The organism is Hymenobacter defluvii (genome assembly GCF_017589435.1).
Classification (GTDB): domain Bacteria; phylum Bacteroidota; class Bacteroidia; order Cytophagales; family Hymenobacteraceae; genus Hymenobacter; species Hymenobacter profundi.
Genome location: NZ_JAGETX010000003.1, coordinates 203773 through 220043, shown reverse-complemented (window position 1 = coordinate 220043; position 16271 = coordinate 203773). Strand labels below are relative to the sequence as shown.

Genomic DNA, 16271 nt, shown 5'->3' with positions numbered 1-16271 from the left:
AGTACCCGTAATCGCTGATATTGGATTCTAACGGGCTTAAATTATGCAAACATCTCATTATCAATGTGCTAAATAAAATGCTAAAACACTATTTTTAACATTCCAAGATTATTACCTATCACAAAGCATTGCATTCATAACAATCCTGTTTCCAGCAAAATAAATTTTCGTTGTAGGTAAACGAAGTACTAATTTACTGCGCTTCTATCGTTGACTATGTTTAGTAAATGATTGAATAACAATGTTTTGTCATCAAAAATATACTGTTATGAATACCGTTCTGTACTGTTCTGCATACCGTGGTGGAGGCCTCATTTACAGCACCAGCCACAGGTGCCCGCTAGGTAGCCTCCGGGGATATGCTAAGTGTGCAGGTGAGCACCTAACCGATGCGTTATCGTCACAAAGTAGAGCGCTACCAGCATAGTAATCAGGCACCGGTGCGAGGGCAATGACCTGCATCGCAAACGAGACCACCCACTCCCCAAAAGAACATATCCGTTGCCTGATTCTCCGCAGTGAAATGCAGGTAGGCGCGGGTTGTGCCACGCCTGCCCAAGTCCCCTCTACGTCGTGTGTTTTCACCTGCGGCTGATAAGCACCTGAACCACGCCGCAGACTCCTGCAATCGATTTGAGTATGCCCAGTCGATATACTGTCTCCAAAAGCCTTCCCTATTGTTTGCTTTTTTCCATTCCCACTTCACCCCTTGCGCTTTATGAAAAAGCTACTACCCATTCCATTACCCTTTCGATACCCTATCCGAATGCTCTCCGTGCAAGCGTTGGTTACGTGCTTGCTAGCGGGCTCCGCAACAGCCCATGCCCATGACGCATACGAGACGAAACCTGCGGTAAAAACTTCTTCGGATTTTTACACAATCGATAACGCAAACGATTTCATCGTTTCTGTGCCTTTGCGTGCCGATGTGCCGGTGTCTGGTAAAGTACTTGACAGCAAAGGCGGTGTGCTGCCCGGCGTATCGGTGGTGGTGAAGGGCACCACCACGGGCACCAGCACCGATGGCAATGGGGCCTTTACCCTAGTAGTACCCGAGAACAGCGTACTGGTCTTCAGCTTTGTGGGCTACACACGCCAGGAAGTGCCAGTGAGCGGTGCGACGAGTAGCCTGAGCGTGACACTGAGCGAAAGCGCCCAGGAGATGGAAAACGTGGTCGTAATTGGTTACGGCACAGCACGTAAGAGCGACCTGACGGGTTCTGTGGCTTCGGTGAGCAGCGCGCAGCTGACCCAAGTAGCTACTTCCAACCCCGTGCAGGCCCTGCAAGGCCGCGTGGCGGGTGTGGAGGTAACCTCCAACAGCGGCCAACCCGGCTCAGGCACCCGCATCCGGGTGCGAGGGGTAGGCACCATCAACAACGCCGACCCGCTGTACGTGGTGGACGGCATCCAGACGTCCGACATCGGCTTTCTGCTGCCCGCTGATATTGAATCGACTGAGATTCTGAAGGATGCCTCGGCCACGGCCATCTACGGCTCGCGCGGGGCCAACGGCGTGGTGCTCATCACTACCAAGCATGGCAAGGCCGGGGCCACGCAGTTCAACCTGTCGGGCTACACGGGCTTTCAGGAGATTCGGCGCACCCTACCTCTTACCACTGCTGCCCAGTACGCAACGCTCGTGACGGAGGCCTACGCCAACGGCGGCATACCGCTACCCAACTACGGTCCGCAATTGCAAGAAGCCATTCAGACCAACGCCAAGGGGGTTGATTATCAGGACTTGGTGACGCAAAAAGGCTTGATTACCAACTACAGCCTGTCGGCCTCGGGCGGTTCTGAGCAAAACCGCTACCTGGTGAGCGGCAGCTACTTCCAGCAAAACGGTATTATCAAGAATTCGGGCTTCAAGAAGTACGTGATTCGGGTGAACGACGACGTGGTGCTCACCAAGCACATCAAGGCGGGTGTGGCGGCCACGTTCACCAACAACAACCAGACGGGTAGCGGCGATGGGCAGGGCGGCTCGCAGCCCTACCAAGTGCTGCAATACGCGCTGCAAGTGAACCCGATCATCAACCCATTTGGGCCCAACGGCAGCTACACGGAAGACGTCATCACGCGCAACGCGCTGAACGTGCCGCGCTACCTCGACGAGCAGCAGTTCAACAAGGTGCAGAACAACAACCTGTTTAGCAGCAGCTACTTAGATATTGAGTTATTCAAGGGCCTGTCGTTTCGTTCCACGTTCGGCATCAACTATTTCAACAACCACCCCAAGCAGTACCTGCCGCAATACTACATCGGCCCAGTAGACCAGCGCACCCCAAGCCAGCTCATTGAAACACGCACCGAGAACGTGTCGTGGGTATGGTCGAACTACGCCAACTACAACAAGACCTTCGCCGACAACAGCACCTTCTCGGCTACTTTGGGCCAAGAGGCGCAGCGCGGTTATGGCAATGGTATATCCATCACGGCCTACAACGTGCCGGCCACTGCCAGCCTGCAATACATATCGGCCTCGCGTAGCGCCGATAACGTGGTGCGCAGCACCCAGTACGACGGAAGCCTGTTCTCCTACTTTGGCCGGGCCAACTACAACTTCCGGGACCGGTACTTGGTGACGGGTACGTTGCGCTTCGACCAGACCTCGAAGTTCCTCGGACCAGTGCGCACGGGCATATTCCCGTCGGTAGGCGCCGCCTGGAACATCTCCAACGAGGAGTTTCTGAAGAACGTGAACTACCTATCGGTGCTGAAGCTGCGGGCCAGCTACGGCCAGGTAGGCAACCAGAACGCTGCTCCCAACTACGGCTATGCTTCGGTAGCGAACAACAACCAGACCTACATTTTCAACGGAACGCCCGCTCCTGGCTTGGCCATTACGCAGATCAACAACCCAGATTTGAAGTGGGAAACGGCCATTACAACGGATGTAGGACTTGATGCGGAGCTTTTCAATAGCCAGTTGACCTTGACGGCCGACTACTTTGACCGCCGCACCCGCGACATGATTGCCCTACTGCCGGTGCCCGACTACGTGGGTCAGGCTCCTGCGCCCGCCAACGTAGGCTCGCTGCGCAACCGCGGCCTGGAGTTGGCGCTGAACTATCGCAACGAGATAGGCAAGCTCCAGTACAACGTGGGCGTTAACTTCACCAAAATCAACAATGAAGTAACCAGCCTGGGTGGTGGCAACGCCATTGCCAGCGGCAACGTGCTCCCGCAAATCGGCAACGTAACCCTCACCGACGTGGGCCGCGAAATAGCCTACTTCTACGGCTTACAGGCCCAGGGCGTGTTTCACTCGCAGGGCGAGATTGATGCCTACCGCAATGCAGACGGCGCGTTGGTGCAGCCGGGCGCCAAACCCGGTGACGTGCGCTATGTGGACAAGAACGGCGACGGCACCATCACGGCCGCCGACAACACTTACCTGGGTAGTGGCACGCCCAACTTCACCTACGGTGCCTCGCTCAACCTGAGCTACTCGGGCTTCGATTTCAAAGTGCTGTTCTACGGGGTGCAAGGTGCCGAAGCCATCAATGGCGCGGGCTTTAATCTGAATAAATCGGCGGACTTTGTGGGCGTGTGGAGCAACTTCTACGCGAGCCGTATGGACCGCTGGACGCCCAGCAACCCCAACAGCAACCAGCCCCGCGTCACCTCGGCCGATACTAACGGCAACGACCGGTTCAGCAGCCGCTATGTGGAGGATGCCAGCTACCTGCGCGCCCGCAACATGGAGCTGGGCTACACGCTGCCTCAGTCCTTGCTGAACAAGGTACAGGTGCGGGGCGCCCGGGTGTTTGCCTCGGTTGACAACGTGTTTACCCTCACCAAATATACGGGCTATGACCCCGAGATTTCGACCTCGGCTTTCTATAACAACCCCTTGGCTTATGGTGTGGACTACGGCAACTATCCACAGGCGCGCACCTACCGCCTGGGCTTCAATGTGCAGTTTTAAGCAGTTTACTACCCTTACAATACGATGAAAATTTCCCATATACTCCCCGCCCTGACCATGGCCGCCCTCACGGTGCTGGTGTCAGGTTGCCAAGATTTCTTGGATAAAGAACCCCTGGGCACCACTACCCAGGACAATCTTTTCAAAGACCCAACCAATGCTGTGCAGGCCATCAATGCTGTGTACGATGTGACGGCCTGGGACCAGGGCCCTAAGTGGGGCGACCCAGCCGGCCAGTACGTGGCCCAGACTTACGAGTGGATGTTTGGGGACCTGATGACTGATGATGCCGCGAAAGGCGGTAGCTCGCCCAGCGACTTTCTCCCCCTCATCGAACTCAAAACCTGGAATATTTCGGCCTCCAACCAGACCGTGACCACACTCTGGGTGCATAGCTTCACGGGCATTGCCCGGGCCAACACGGTAATTAACAACGTTGACGCGGGCACCATCGATGACGCCCTAAAAGCGCGGTTGAAGGGCGAAGCGCTGTTTCTACGGGCATACTTCTATTTCAACTTGGTGAAGGGGGTAGGCGGGGTGCCGCTCTTTGAAAAGAGTGTCGCTCCTGCTGAAGCCGCCAACGTGCGCCGGGCTACCATTGCCGAGACGTACGCTTTCATTGAGAAAGACCTGAAAGCCGCCGCCGCCTTGCTGCCCGAAAAGAGTGCCTACCCAGCCGCCGATCTGGGCCGGGCCACCAAAGGTGCTGCCAATGGCTACCTGGCCCGCGCTATCATGTACCAGCTGGGCACTGTGAATGGCAACAACCACACTTGGCAGGAGGTGTACGACATCACCAGTACCATCATCTCATCGAACCAGTACAGCCTGCTGCCCAACTACGCCGCCATCCACCAGGATATTGGCGAGAACAGCAGCGAGTCGCTGTTTGAAATTCAGTTTGGTACCTCCAACTTCGGCTACGGCCCCATTTCGGTGGGCACCACCAGCAATATTTTCCAGAACAACCGCAACACGTTTGGCTATGGGTTCAACAACCCTACCCAAGATCTGGTCAATGAGTTTGAGGACAACGACCCGCGTCTTGAAGTAACCGTTATCAAGGACGGCGACATTGTGCTGGGCATCCTCAACAAGGTCGACCTCACGCAGAATGCCACTGGCTACTTCAACCGCAAGGCCGCCATCATTGCCCCCGCTGCCCCAGAGTCGGGACCCCAGAACATCCGCAAGCTGCGCTATTCCGACATCTTGCTGATGAAGGCGGAGGCTGCTGCCCAGCTCAACAAACCCGCCGAGGCCGTGGCCTTGGTCAACCAGGTGCGGCAGCGCGCCCGCATGTCGACACGCCCGCCGGGTACTACCCTGGGTACCCTCACCTACGCCCCCGCCAACACGCCCCCCGGCACCCTACCCGACCTATCGCCGGGCTTGTCGGGCCAGGCGCTGCTAACGGCTATTTGGCATGAGCGCCGGGTAGAGTTTGGCGAGGAATCGCTACGTTTCTGGGACCTGGTGCGCACGGGTCGCTACCTGGGTGTGCTGCCCGCCGACGTGCGGGCGCGGGCCGCGTCGCACGTCACCACGGAGGCGTCGGTAAACCCCACGCCTTTGTTGCCCATTCCCCTAACGGAAGTGCAGAGCTGGAATGTGCCCCAAAATCCTGGGTACTAAGCCGCCAACTTACGCAGAATGAAGCCGGCCCGCAGATAGCGGGCCGGCTTTTTTTAGTCGGTCCTAGCCTACGGCCAGCGCGGGATATGGTGCCGGTGCAATACGCGGCTGGCTACTACTACAATACTGCGGACTAGTGCCGGCAAATACCACGGCGCCTGCTAGTAAAAGCATCCGGATGGTGCTACGCGAAGATAATGTTTGATTGTATCCGGAAAACAGTTAAAAATCAATCGGATACAAATATCTTGTTACCAGGTAATTATATCATCACTATGCTAGCTATTTCTCCTTTCCTGATTCCGCCAGACGATGCTGCCCGCATTGCCACGCTCCGGCATTATGATATTCTTCATTCTCTGGATGAGAAGGCATTTGACGGATTGGTGGCGCTAACGGCACGTGTGTTCAGCCTCCCTATTTCCCTAATTGCCCTTGTTGATGAAACAGAGGTGCAGTACATCGCCAATTACGGTATGCCGGGCAACGATGTGCAGTCGCGGCAGGAAGCGCTGTGCTCTACAGTTATTTTACACGATAAGGCAGTAGTATACAAAGATTTATCGACTGAGAAAGAGCCGTTCATCACAGAGCAGGCGGCTCAGGCAGCCTATCATAGCCAGGTAGCCTTCTACGCGGCCGCTCCATTGCGAATGCCCGATCAGCGCAACATCGGCACGCTGTGCATCATCGACTCTCAGCCCCGTATGCTCAGCGAGGACGAGCAGCGTATGCTGGAACAACTAGCCGCCGTGGTGAGCCACACGATTGTAGTACGCCACCAATGCCGAACCCACGGCGCTGCGGGTGAGTTGCAGTGGCAGACCATCCAGACACACTTAATAGCAGAAATACAGGGACTTACGGCGCTGGTGCGCTACATGCTGACGCGCTACGGCGTGCAAGTGCCTCTCTCAAACGATATTCTGGCCCAGATAGAGCGGCGGCTGCCCGATTTGCACGAGGTACTGAAGCATGTATGTGAGTGAGTGAGTGAGTGAGTGAGTGAGTGAGTGAGTGAGGAGGGTAGGCAGGATGCCCTACCTTTGCACTTCGTTGCTTCCCATCTCACGCCTTTATTTCCTTCCATCGTGCACCTCACCGATTCTCACGCCCATGTTTACTCCGAGCAGTTCAAGCCCGACCGCGACGAGATGCTGCACCGGGCCTTCGAGGCCGGCGTAACTACCATCGTCATGCCCGCCATCGACCATACTACCCTCGATAGTATGCTTGAAACGGAAGCCCGGTTTCCGCAGCAGTGCTTTGCCATGATGGGGCTGCACCCTACTTCTGTAGATCAGCACTTCGAGCGTGAACTGTACGCCGTGGAAGAGTGGCTGAACAAACGGCCGTTTGCGGCGGTAGGAGAGTGCGGCCTCGATCTGCACTGGGACAAAACCTACTTTGCCCAGCAACAGGAAGCCCTGCGCGTGCAGATCGACTTGGCTAAAAAGCACAACCTGCCCTTGGTGCTGCACACCCGCGACGCCTTTCAGGAAACTGCCGACCTTATCGAAGCTGCTCAGGACGGTACGCTGCGCGGTGTGTTTCACTGCTTTTCGGGAAGCCCTGCTGAGGCCGACCGCGCCATTGCGCTGGGTTTCAAGCTGGGCATAGGTGGCGTAGCTACCTTCAAAAACGGGGGCGCCGACAAGGTGCTGCCCGGCCTGGATCTGGAGCACCTCTTGTTGGAAACTGACTGCCCCTACCTGGCACCAGTGCCGCACCGCGGCAAGCGCAACGAGCCAGCCTACCTACCGCTTATTGCGCGTCGGGTGGCCGAGTTGCTAGGCAAAGAGGTGGCAGAAGTAGCCGAGGCTACTACCCGAAATGCCCAGACACTGTTCAGCTTGTAGCGTCGAGCACTGTGTAAAGGGTATGTTGTTGCAGTTAGGGTAGACCAAAAGAATAGCAGACTAGGGAAAGTGCCGATTGCCTGCTAGCTTGCCGATTCGGCTGCACGATTGTGTGGCTGGTTCCGCGCTACTCTCTCTCGCCTTTGGACTCTTCTTACTTCAACATTGATACGGCTGCGCCGGCCACGCCCGAGGTTTCGGTACTTCTGATTTACACTGGTGGCACCGTGGGCATGGCCTACGACGACGATGGGTCGCTGGTGCCCATGAAGTTTGCCAGCATTATGGGCAATCTTCCGGAACTGCGCCAGTTTCGGATGCGCCTGACGGTGCACAGCCTCCCCACACCCATCGATTCGTCCAACGTGACCCCTACGGTGTGGGCCGATCTGGTACACATCATCACCCACAGCTACGACGAATACGATGGCTTTGTGATTCTGCATGGCACCGATACAATGGCCTACTCGGCCTCGGCGCTGAGCTTTATGCTGGAAAACCTAACCAAACCCGTCATCTTCACCGGGGCACAATTGCCCATCGGCCGCATCCGCACCGATGCCCGCAAAAACCTGCTTACGGCGTTGCAACTGGCCTCGGCCCGTCACAAAACCACTGAGGCGGCCCGTATTCCCGAAGTGTGTATCTATTTCCATAATGTACTGCTGCGCGGCAACCGTGCGAAGAAGGTAGAAAGCGGCCATTTCGATGCGTTTAAAAGCGAAAACCACCCGCCGCTGGTGCGCGCCGGCATCGACCTGGAGTTTAATGATGCCGCCATCCGACCCCTATCAGCGTTGCCTCGTAAGTTTCACCAGCACCTCGACGAGAGGGTGGTAATTCTAAAGCTGTTTCCGGGCATCAGCGAACAGGCCGTGCGCGGCATCTTGGCTATCGACAATCTACGCGGCTGTGTACTCGAAACCTTTGGCTCGGGCAATGCGCCCACCGCTTCGTGGTTTACTACTGCCCTACGCGAAGCTCTAGATCGGGGCCTGCATATTCTCAACGTAAGCCAGTGCGACGAAGGCCGCGTGCAGCAAGGCCGCTACGAAACCAGCGCCCACCTGCGCGACCTAGGCATCATTGGCGGCGATGATATCACCACCGAAGCGGCCGTAGCGAAGCTCATGTTTGTACTGGGCCTGAACCAGGATGCCCCTACCACGCGCCGCCTACTGGCCCGCGACCTGCGCGGCGAAATTTCCAACTGGGAGGAGTAGCCGCATGGCGTTCTACGGTGTGAATGTGGAATGAAAAGCAAGCCTTTTACTCCTTACATCGGGCAGCACGCAAAGCGCAACATGCCGAAAGGTTTGCGTTTCTGGTAAAAGCCGCGTTTCTTTGCGCCACCATTAGCCCTAGAGAGGTGTCCGAGTGGTCGAAGGAGCACGCCTGGAAAGTGTGTATAGCCCAAAAGGTTATCGTGGGTTCGAATCCCATCCTCTCTGCATAAAACCCCGTTTTCAGCTTGAAAACGGGGTTTTGCTTTTCAGGAGCGCCATCTATAAGCACAAGTGCGGATACTCGCTCAAGTTTCTAGCACAGAAACACACAGTACTATCCTGCTGTATTCTTTCTGCATAGGCTCTATAGCCACTATATAAGTCAGGCTATGTATCTGAGAAACCAATCTGAACCAAGTAGTAGCTTACTTTAAATAGATAAAAGGCCCGCACATCTACTGATTGTGCGGGCCTCTGTGCTTACGTTGAAAAAGTTATACGGCAGCGGGTACGCTTAGGCCTTCATAGGTCTGCGTGCGTTTGTGGATTTGCCAAACAATGAGCACGACTAGAAGAACACTTATTAATAAGGCCAGTCCAAATAGAAGATCTGTCCCAAAGATTTCCCGCATCGTTTCTCTCTTGCTGAGTTTGGCGTCTGTCATCGCAAGGAAGGCCAGTAAGTTATTAAACATATGCGCTACAATGCATAGACTTAGTGACCTGGTTCGGTAATACAACCAACCAAATAGCAATCCTATCAGGCCAGCTCCTACTATTTGCGCTGGATTCATATGCATTAGCCCAAACAACAAGGCCGACTGGCTAATAGCTACCCAAGGTCGATAATTACGCAGCAGACCCGTTAGCATAACGCCACGGAAGATAAGTTCCTCTAGTAGAGGCGCTGATACACAAAAAAGAAACAGGGCGAGCAGCGGTTGCTTCACTAAATCACGGAAGGTCGTTTCCATCCAATTAGGCAGATGAAATAGTTCGACCAGCGTCGAAGCCACTATACCATAGGTAATTACTAGGATGGGCAGGGCTGCATAAATCCATGGCTTCGCTTGGCCTTTCCATTGTATTCGTGCCCACTGCCTGCCTGCTTTACGGCGCAAGACAAGCATCAAAGCCACGTTTATTAGCACGGATAGAATTGCAGCGTTGGTCTGCTTGCCCACATGCAGCAGCTTATCTAGTACTAAGTAAGTGGGTATTCCTACAAGCAGGGATAAGAGCAGAAACCAGCCCAATACGCCCCAGCTTTGAGCAATGGTAGGGTAAGCCGAGCGAGTTACGGTCGGTGGGACCTTGGACAGGATAGGAGTAGAAGTAACGATAGTTTCCATTAAATAGAGTAGGAGGAACGATAGATGGTCATAATGATAGCAAAAAGCCTCAATGTCCAGGCCTTTTTTATGTTTAGAGAGAAATAGCTGGTTTTCCAGATGCAGCTAGTAGACCCGCACGATGCGCTTCCGGCTTGCTAAAGCACTGTGGGAAGATGTACTCTTTACTTGCAGCCGCAGTCCTTGCACTCTTGTAGCGTGTTGAAGGGTACTATCCCGCCGCAGCCGCCCCAAGTAAATGCCTTACACTTCTTTTCTCGCGGATCGAAGTAGTAGCGCACGAAGGCAGCATTACAGAGGCCCGCATCCGGCACGAGTAGACACAGAGGAGTGGGTTCAATAGCGGGTTCGGGCTCTGGATCATTGTCCTTTTGGCTGCAAGTAGCAGAAGAGAATAGGGCTGTGGCCGAGAACAATAGTAGCGTCTTTTTCATACCGCTAGGAGCCTACTTTGTAGGCGATAGTTGCAATGGTGTGTCTCGAAAAATGCCGTGTCGTATAATGTTCGAATAGATTGGGTTATTTCCAACCAACAAATAGTGTCACAAAAAAGGCCCTAGCTCTCAAAAGAGCTAGGGCCTTTTTTGTGCGAAATCGTCTTTTTATACAGAGAAGCTTTCGCCGCAGCCGCAGGTACGGCTGGCATTAGGGTTGTCAAAATAGAAGCCTTTGCCGTTTAGCCCATCCGAGAAATCAAGTTCAGTGCCGGCTAGGTAAAGGAAGCTTTTCATGTCTACTACTACCCGGACGCCTTTGTCTTCAAACTCCTGGTCCATGGGCTTCACCTCGTTGTCAAAGTCTAGCTTGTAGGACAGGCCCGAGCAGCCGCCGCCTGCCACCGACGCACGCAACCGGTAGGTAGCATCTAGTTCGGCATCACGCATGAGATGTTCGATTTTATCTTTTGCCTTGTCAGAAACAGTAATCATGGCAGTAAGGGTAGGGGTAAGCGAAGCTAGCCGATGTGGCCATTTCTATTACAAAAGTACACCCTGAAAGGTTTAGTTTATCTGATACGTTTCTAAATAATAAAAGGTAGGAAGCACCAACTATTTCAGCTGCTTCCTACCCTCTACAACGTTATGCACCCGGTAGGACCGGAGCTAACTTAGTGGTGCGACTTCTCCATCTCCAGAGCGGGCAAACCGTTCTTCACGCGGTAGTCCGAAATGGCCATTTTGATAGCGTCTTCTGCCAGTACCGAGCAGTGAATTTTTACGGGCGGCAGGGCCAACTCTTCCACAATCTCCATGTTGTCGATAGCCAAGGCCTCATCCACGGTTTTGCCTTTCAGCCATTCCGTTGCCAGCGACGAAGAAGCAATAGCCGAGCCGCAGCCAAACGTCTTGAATTTGGCGTCGGTGATGGTGTTGGTGGCTTCGTCTACCTCGATTTGCAGGCGCATTACGTCGCCGCACTCAGGAGCGCCTACCAGGCCAGTACCTACAGTTTTTTTGCTTTTGTCCAGCGTGCCCACGTTGCGGGGGTTGCTGTAGTGGTCAATTACTTTATCAGAGTAAGCCATGACGTTGTCAATTAAGAATTAAAAATTAAGAATTAGAAAATTGAGTTTCAAATCAAAAGAGGACTATAATAGCGAACCGTCTTTTAATTTTTAATTCTCAATTTTTAATTGATTCTAGTGTTCTGCCCACTCAATGGAGCTGAGGTCGATGCCTTCTTTGTGCATCTCCCACAGCGGCGACATTTCGCGGAGCTTGGTTACGGCTTCTTTTACGTGGCCGATAGCGTATTCAATTTGCTCGTCGGTGGTGAAGCGCGACAGACCAAAGCGTAGCGAGGAGTGTGCCAGGTCGTCGCTCAGGCCTAGGGCCTTCAGCACGTAGCTGGGCTCCAACGAGGCCGACGTACAAGCCGAACCCGACGATACCGCCAAGTCCTTCACGCCCATCATCAGGCCTTCGCCTTCTACATACTTGAAGCTAATGTTGGCTACGTGAGGTAGACGGCGTTCCACCGAACCGTTTACGTAGCTTTCTTCCAGCGTCAGCAGTTCTTTTTCGAGGTGGTCACGTAGCTTGCTTAAGCGCTCTGCGTCCTGTGCCATTTCGAGGCGGGCCAGTTCACAAGCCTTGCCAAAACCTACGATGCCGGGTACGTTCAACGTGCCGGAGCGCATGCCGCGCTCGTGGCCGCCGCCGTCCATCTGGGCCGTCACCTTCACGCGAGGCGACTTACGCCGCACGTACAATGCGCCTACCCCTTTGGGGCCATACATTTTGTGAGCCGTGAAAGCCATCAGGTCGATGCCATCGGCGATAACGTCTACGGGAATCTTGCCTACTGCCTGCGTACCGTCGGTCATGAACAGCGCGCCGTGCTTGTGGGCAATCTTGGCAATTTCCTGGATGGGCTGGATGGTGCCGGTTTCGTTGTTGCCGTACATGATAGTCACCAGAATCGTTTCAGGTGTCATGGCGGCTTCCAGGTCTTCTAGGCTAATCAGGCCTTGCTCGTTCACGGGCAAGTAGGTAACCCTGCCGCCTAGCTTTTCGATATGCTTGCAGGTGTCGAGCACGGCTTTGTGCTCGGTGGTAGCCGTGATAACGTGGTTGCCCTTCTGAGAATACATCTCGAACACACCCTTAATAGCCAGGTTGTCCGACTCTGTGGCGCCCGAAGTGAAAATAATTTCCTTGGGGTCACAGTGAATCAATTGCGCGATTTGCTCGCGGGCGTAGTCCACGCCTTCTTCCGCGGCCCAACCAAAGGGGTGATTGCGAGACGCCGCATTGCCGTATACTTCTGTGAAGAACGGTATCATGGCATCCAGCACCCGCGGGTCGAGAGGGGTAGTGGCGTTGTTGTCGAGGTAGATAGGTAGCTTGAGCATGGCTCGGAGTCAGTGAGTTCAGCGGAGAATCATTCGCATCTAGAACAGCAAAACTACTAAAGAGGTTTTACTTTGTCAGTAGAAATGTCTCTATAATCCTAATACTATTATAGAGGACTGTTATGGCTTCTTACTTACAACCACACATGTTCACAAATCTCGAACATTTGGGATTGGCCGTCCACGACCTGGAAGCGGCCACGGCCCTTTATACCACACTGCTCGGCGTGGCACCCTACAAGCAAGAGCACGTAGCCAGCGAAGCCGTAGATACCGTGTTTTTTAAAGTAGGCGGGTCCAAAATTGAGCTGCTAGCCGGTACTTCTGCTGATAGTGCCATCACCAAGTACCTGCTTAAAAAGCCCGAAGGCATTCACCATGTGGCGTTTGAAGTAGATGATATTCGGACCGAGATGGCGCGGCTGCGGGCCGAGGGGTTTGTACTACTCAATGAGGAGCCCAAGCGCGGCGCCGATAACAAGCTCGTTTGCTTTGTGCACCCGAAAAGCGCTGCCGGCGTGTTGGTAGAGCTGTGCCAAACGATAGGGAGTAGTGAAATTGCGGAACCGGAACTGTCATCCTGAGCATGTGGCGCATCAAGCAGCGACGAAAGACTTTCTGCCAGTTGAATGAGTCGTTGTTACACTTGTCGTGCCGGCGTGTGAAGGTCCTCTGCAAGCGGACGCCAGATAGAGGATGACAGTTCCGGTTTCACCACTCACAATTTCACAACCTCACCACTTTACTATTCCCATGAATCTATTCCAACAAGAAGTGGAAGCGGCCGTAGACGCGCTGCTGCTGCAACAAGTCATTCTCTACCCCACCGATACAGTGTGGGGCCTGGGCTGCGATGCCGAATCGACAAAGGCCGTGGAGAGGCTCTACAAGCTGAAAGGTAGGCCCGAGGGCAAGCCCAGCATTGTGCTGGTGGCTGATGAGACGATGTTTGCTCGCTACGCAGCTACCGTGCCCGACAATTTAGCCGAGCTGCTGGGGGCTCAAGAGCGACCCACTACCTATATAGTAGCTGCCAGCCGATATGTGGCGCCGCAGCTGGTAGGGCCAGATGGCACGGTGGGCCTGCGCATCCCGCGCGATGAGTTCTGCCACAAGCTGGTGCGTCGGTTGGGGCACGGGCTGGTGTCGACCTCGGCCAACCGCAGTGGGGAGCCGGCGCCGGCCATCTACAGCGAAGTAGACAAGCAAATTGACCGTGCCGTTGACTACGTAGTGAGTTGGCGACAGGACGACGACACGCGGGTAGCTCCTTCGCGAGTGGTACGAGTAAAGGAGGATGGCACGTTGGAAACGATACGTAGCTAACCAGAGCATAAAAAAAGTAAGCACGACAGCGGGTTACATTTGACAGGGTAGCGGTATGAAGTCTAAACAACTCCTTCACCTTTTCACTTTTGACCATGAAATTCTCGTTCAAATCACTGCTCGTTCTGGCTGCTTTCGCTCCTTTCGCTCTGGCCTCTTGCTCGGAGAAAACGCAGGAAAACGCTGAGGCTACCGCCGAAAGCGCTGCTACCGATGCTGCTAATGCAACTGAAAACGCTGGCGATGCCATCGAAAATAGCACCGACAAGGCTGCCGCTGAAATGGCTCCCGAAAATGGCGATACAGCTGTAGTGCGCGATGTACCGGCTGATAAAATGGTAGAAGAGACTCCTGCCAAGCAGTAATTGCCTGGTAGGCTACTGCCTACGAAAAGCGCCTTCGGAAATCCCGAGGGCGCTTTTTTTGTGATAGCACGTTGGTTTGGCGTGTCGGCAAATGCGTCATTCTAGGGGCGTTGCTACCTTTGCGGCATGAACAAGCCGCAGCTCCCCGACCTTCCCCTGTTTCATACCATTGCCGAAGCCGCCGGTGAGTTGGACTACCCCGCCTACGTGATTGGGGGCTACGTGCGCGATTTGGTGTTGGCCCGGCCCAGCAAAGATGTAGACGTGGTGTGCGTGGGCGACGGCATCCAGCTGGCGCAGGCCGTGGGCCGAAAGCTGCCCGGGCGGCCCCGCGTCACGGTATTCAAAAATTTCGGTACGGCCATGCTGCCTACCCCCGAGATTGAGGTGGAGTTTGTGGGCGCCCGCAAGGAAAGCTACCGTGCCGAGAGCCGCAAACCGGAGGTAGAAGCCGGCACGCTGGAAGAGGACCTGGCCCGCCGTGATTTCACCATTAATGCGTTGGGCATCAGTCTGAATCCGGCGGACTTTGGCGCGCTGGTGGACCGCTACGACGGCATGGGCGACATTCAGCGCAAGACCATCCGTACCCCCCTCGACCCGGATATTACCTTCTCCGATGACCCGCTGCGCATGTTGCGCGCCATTCGGTTTGCTACCCAGCTCGATTTCGATATTGAGCCCGATACCTACGATGCCATTGCGCGCAACAAGGACCGCATCAAGATTGTGTCGCAGGAGCGCATCACCACCGAGCTGAACAAGATTATCCTGGCCGAGAAGCCCAGCTATGGCTTCAAGCTACTGTTTCAGTGTGGGTTGCTGCAACTGATTTTTTCGAAGATGGCCCAATTGCAGGGCGTGGAAAGGGTAGGGCAACATGCGCACAAGGATAACTTCTACCACACCCTACAGGTGCTCGACAATGTGGTGGCCACCGGTGCCGACCTATGGCTGCGCTGGGCCGCCATTTTGCACGACATCGCCAAGCCCGCTACTAAGCGCTACGATAAGCGCGTAGGCTGGACTTTCCACGGCCACGAGGACAAAGGCGCCCGTTGGGTACCGCAGATTTTTGCTGATCTGAAACTGCCCTTGGGCGAGGAAATGCGTATGGTGCAGAAGCTGGTGCGCCTGCACCTGCGCCCCATTGCGCTGGTAAAGGAAATCGTAACCGACTCGGCCGTGCGCCGCCTACTGTTCGAGGCCGGCGACGACATCGACCGCCTCATGCAGCTGTGCCGCGCCGATATCACTAGTAAGGACCACCAGCGCGTGGCGCGCTACCTGCGCAACTTCGATGTAGTAGAAGAAAAGCTGAAGGAGGTAGAAGAAAAAGACCACCTGCGCAATTTCAAGCCCGTCATCACCGGCGAAATTATTATGGAAACCTTCGGCCTGAAGCCCAGCCGTGAGGTAGGCGAATTGAAGGAAGCCGTGCTGGAAGCCATCCTCGACGGCCGCGTACGCAACGAGTATGACGAAGCCTTCCCATTGCTGCTGGAGCTAGGAGAGAAGAAGGGGTTGGCAGTGGTGAAATAGTGAAGTTATGAATAGCAAGCCGTCTGTCATCCTGAGCTTGCGAAGGACCTTCTCACGCATGAACGACAAGCGTACTAACGACTCGTTCTACCGTGAGAAGGTCCTTCGCAAGCTCAGGATGACAGACGGCTTGCTATTCATAACTTCACTATTTCACCATTCAAAAAAGAGAAAG

At 54.7% G+C, this 16271-nt stretch carries 14 protein-coding genes and 1 tRNA gene; 10 read left to right on the top strand and 5 right to left on the bottom strand.

All coding sequences use genetic code 11. From position 1 onward, the window contains the following. Positions 1-910: 910 nt before the first annotated feature. From J4D97_RS07875 to J4D97_RS07850, 6 genes are all read left to right on the top strand, one after another. Positions 911-3934 carry a SusC/RagA family TonB-linked outer membrane protein gene (locus J4D97_RS07875; protein ID WP_208307098.1) on the top strand — a complete coding sequence of 1008 codons (3024 nt, stop codon included), beginning with the start codon at positions 911-913 and terminating at the stop codon, positions 3932-3934. Between the two features lie 24 nt (positions 3935-3958). Continuing rightward, positions 3959-5572 carry a RagB/SusD family nutrient uptake outer membrane protein gene (locus J4D97_RS07870; RefSeq protein WP_208307097.1) on the top strand — a complete coding sequence of 538 codons (1614 nt, stop codon included), beginning with the start codon at positions 3959-3961 and terminating at the stop codon, positions 5570-5572. A 275-nt stretch (positions 5573-5847) separates the two neighbouring features. Next, positions 5848-6561 (top strand): GAF domain-containing protein, encoded by a 714-nt coding sequence (locus J4D97_RS07865; protein WP_208307096.1) that lies wholly within the window; start codon positions 5848-5850, stop codon positions 6559-6561. 102 nt (positions 6562-6663) lie between these two features. Further along, positions 6664-7431 (top strand): TatD family hydrolase, encoded by a 768-nt coding sequence (locus tag J4D97_RS07860; protein ID WP_208307095.1) that lies wholly within the window; start codon positions 6664-6666, stop codon positions 7429-7431. Positions 7432-7574: 143 nt separating this feature from the next. Further along, positions 7575-8654 carry an asparaginase gene (locus J4D97_RS07855; protein WP_243900201.1) on the top strand — a complete coding sequence of 360 codons (1080 nt, stop codon included), beginning with the start codon at positions 7575-7577 and terminating at the stop codon, positions 8652-8654. A gap of 140 nt (positions 8655-8794) precedes the next feature. Further along, positions 8795-8882, top strand: a tRNA-Ser gene (locus J4D97_RS07850). A 269-nt stretch (positions 8883-9151) separates the two neighbouring features. On the opposite strand, the gene J4D97_RS07845 is transcribed toward J4D97_RS07850, so the two are convergent. The 5 genes from J4D97_RS07845 to J4D97_RS07825 form a co-directional block, all read right to left on the bottom strand. Continuing rightward, positions 9152-10009 carry a CPBP family intramembrane glutamic endopeptidase gene (locus J4D97_RS07845; RefSeq protein ID WP_208307094.1) on the bottom strand — a complete coding sequence of 286 codons (858 nt, stop codon included), beginning with the start codon at positions 10007-10009 and terminating at the stop codon, positions 9152-9154. Positions 10010-10173: 164 nt separating this feature from the next. Then, positions 10174-10443 (bottom strand): BPTI/Kunitz domain-containing protein, encoded by a 270-nt coding sequence (locus J4D97_RS07840; RefSeq protein WP_208307093.1) that lies wholly within the window; start codon positions 10441-10443, stop codon positions 10174-10176. 168 nt (positions 10444-10611) lie between these two features. Further along, positions 10612-10938: a HesB/IscA family protein gene (locus J4D97_RS07835; RefSeq protein ID WP_185280586.1), complete on the bottom strand. Its 327-nt coding sequence runs from the start codon at positions 10936-10938 to the stop codon at positions 10612-10614. A 179-nt stretch (positions 10939-11117) separates the two neighbouring features. Next, positions 11118-11534 carry a Fe-S cluster assembly scaffold IscU gene (iscU, locus tag J4D97_RS07830; protein ID WP_185280585.1) on the bottom strand — a complete coding sequence of 139 codons (417 nt, stop codon included), beginning with the start codon at positions 11532-11534 and terminating at the stop codon, positions 11118-11120. Between the two features lie 114 nt (positions 11535-11648). Then, positions 11649-12863: an IscS subfamily cysteine desulfurase gene (locus J4D97_RS07825; RefSeq protein ID WP_185280584.1), complete on the bottom strand. Its 1215-nt coding sequence runs from the start codon at positions 12861-12863 to the stop codon at positions 11649-11651. Between the two features lie 146 nt (positions 12864-13009). Between J4D97_RS07825 and mce the strand changes: the two genes are divergently transcribed. From mce to J4D97_RS07805, 4 genes are all read left to right on the top strand, one after another. Continuing rightward, positions 13010-13447 (top strand): methylmalonyl-CoA epimerase, encoded by a 438-nt coding sequence (mce, locus tag J4D97_RS07820; RefSeq protein ID WP_208307092.1) that lies wholly within the window; start codon positions 13010-13012, stop codon positions 13445-13447. 169 nt (positions 13448-13616) lie between these two features. Continuing rightward, entirely contained in the window at positions 13617-14189 is a 573-nt protein-coding gene (locus tag J4D97_RS07815; protein ID WP_208307091.1) for an L-threonylcarbamoyladenylate synthase, read from the top strand. A 95-nt stretch (positions 14190-14284) separates the two neighbouring features. Continuing rightward, entirely contained in the window at positions 14285-14554 is a 270-nt protein-coding gene (locus J4D97_RS07810; protein ID WP_185280581.1) for a hypothetical protein, read from the top strand. Positions 14555-14680: 126 nt separating this feature from the next. Continuing rightward, on the top strand, positions 14681-16096 hold the full coding sequence (locus J4D97_RS07805) for a CCA tRNA nucleotidyltransferase (protein ID WP_208307090.1): 1416 nt from the start codon (positions 14681-14683) through the stop codon (positions 16094-16096). The last annotated feature ends 175 nt before the right edge of the window (positions 16097-16271 follow it).

Excerpts from the sequence above, each read along its gene's own strand:
- J4D97_RS07870 (WP_208307097.1), top strand. The coding sequence starts at position 3,959 with ATGAAAATTTCCCATATACTCCCCGCCCTGACCATGGCCGCCCTCACG.
- J4D97_RS07865 (WP_208307096.1), top strand. The coding sequence starts at position 5,848 with ATGCTAGCTATTTCTCCTTTCCTGATTCCGCCAGACGATGCTGCCCGC.
- J4D97_RS07845 (WP_208307094.1), bottom strand. The coding sequence starts at position 10,009 with ATGGAAACTATCGTTACTTCTACTCCTATCCTGTCCAAGGTCCCACCG.
- J4D97_RS07840 (WP_208307093.1), bottom strand. The coding sequence starts at position 10,443 with ATGAAAAAGACGCTACTATTGTTCTCGGCCACAGCCCTATTCTCTTCT.
- J4D97_RS07835 (WP_185280586.1), bottom strand. The coding sequence starts at position 10,938 with ATGATTACTGTTTCTGACAAGGCAAAAGATAAAATCGAACATCTCATG.
- iscU (WP_185280585.1), bottom strand. The coding sequence starts at position 11,534 with ATGGCTTACTCTGATAAAGTAATTGACCACTACAGCAACCCCCGCAAC.
- J4D97_RS07825 (WP_185280584.1), bottom strand. The coding sequence starts at position 12,863 with ATGCTCAAGCTACCTATCTACCTCGACAACAACGCCACTACCCCTCTC.
- mce (WP_208307092.1), top strand. The coding sequence starts at position 13,010 with ATGTTCACAAATCTCGAACATTTGGGATTGGCCGTCCACGACCTGGAA.
- J4D97_RS07815 (WP_208307091.1), top strand. The coding sequence starts at position 13,617 with ATGAATCTATTCCAACAAGAAGTGGAAGCGGCCGTAGACGCGCTGCTG.
- J4D97_RS07810 (WP_185280581.1), top strand. The coding sequence starts at position 14,285 with ATGAAATTCTCGTTCAAATCACTGCTCGTTCTGGCTGCTTTCGCTCCT.
- J4D97_RS07805 (WP_208307090.1), top strand. The coding sequence starts at position 14,681 with ATGAACAAGCCGCAGCTCCCCGACCTTCCCCTGTTTCATACCATTGCC.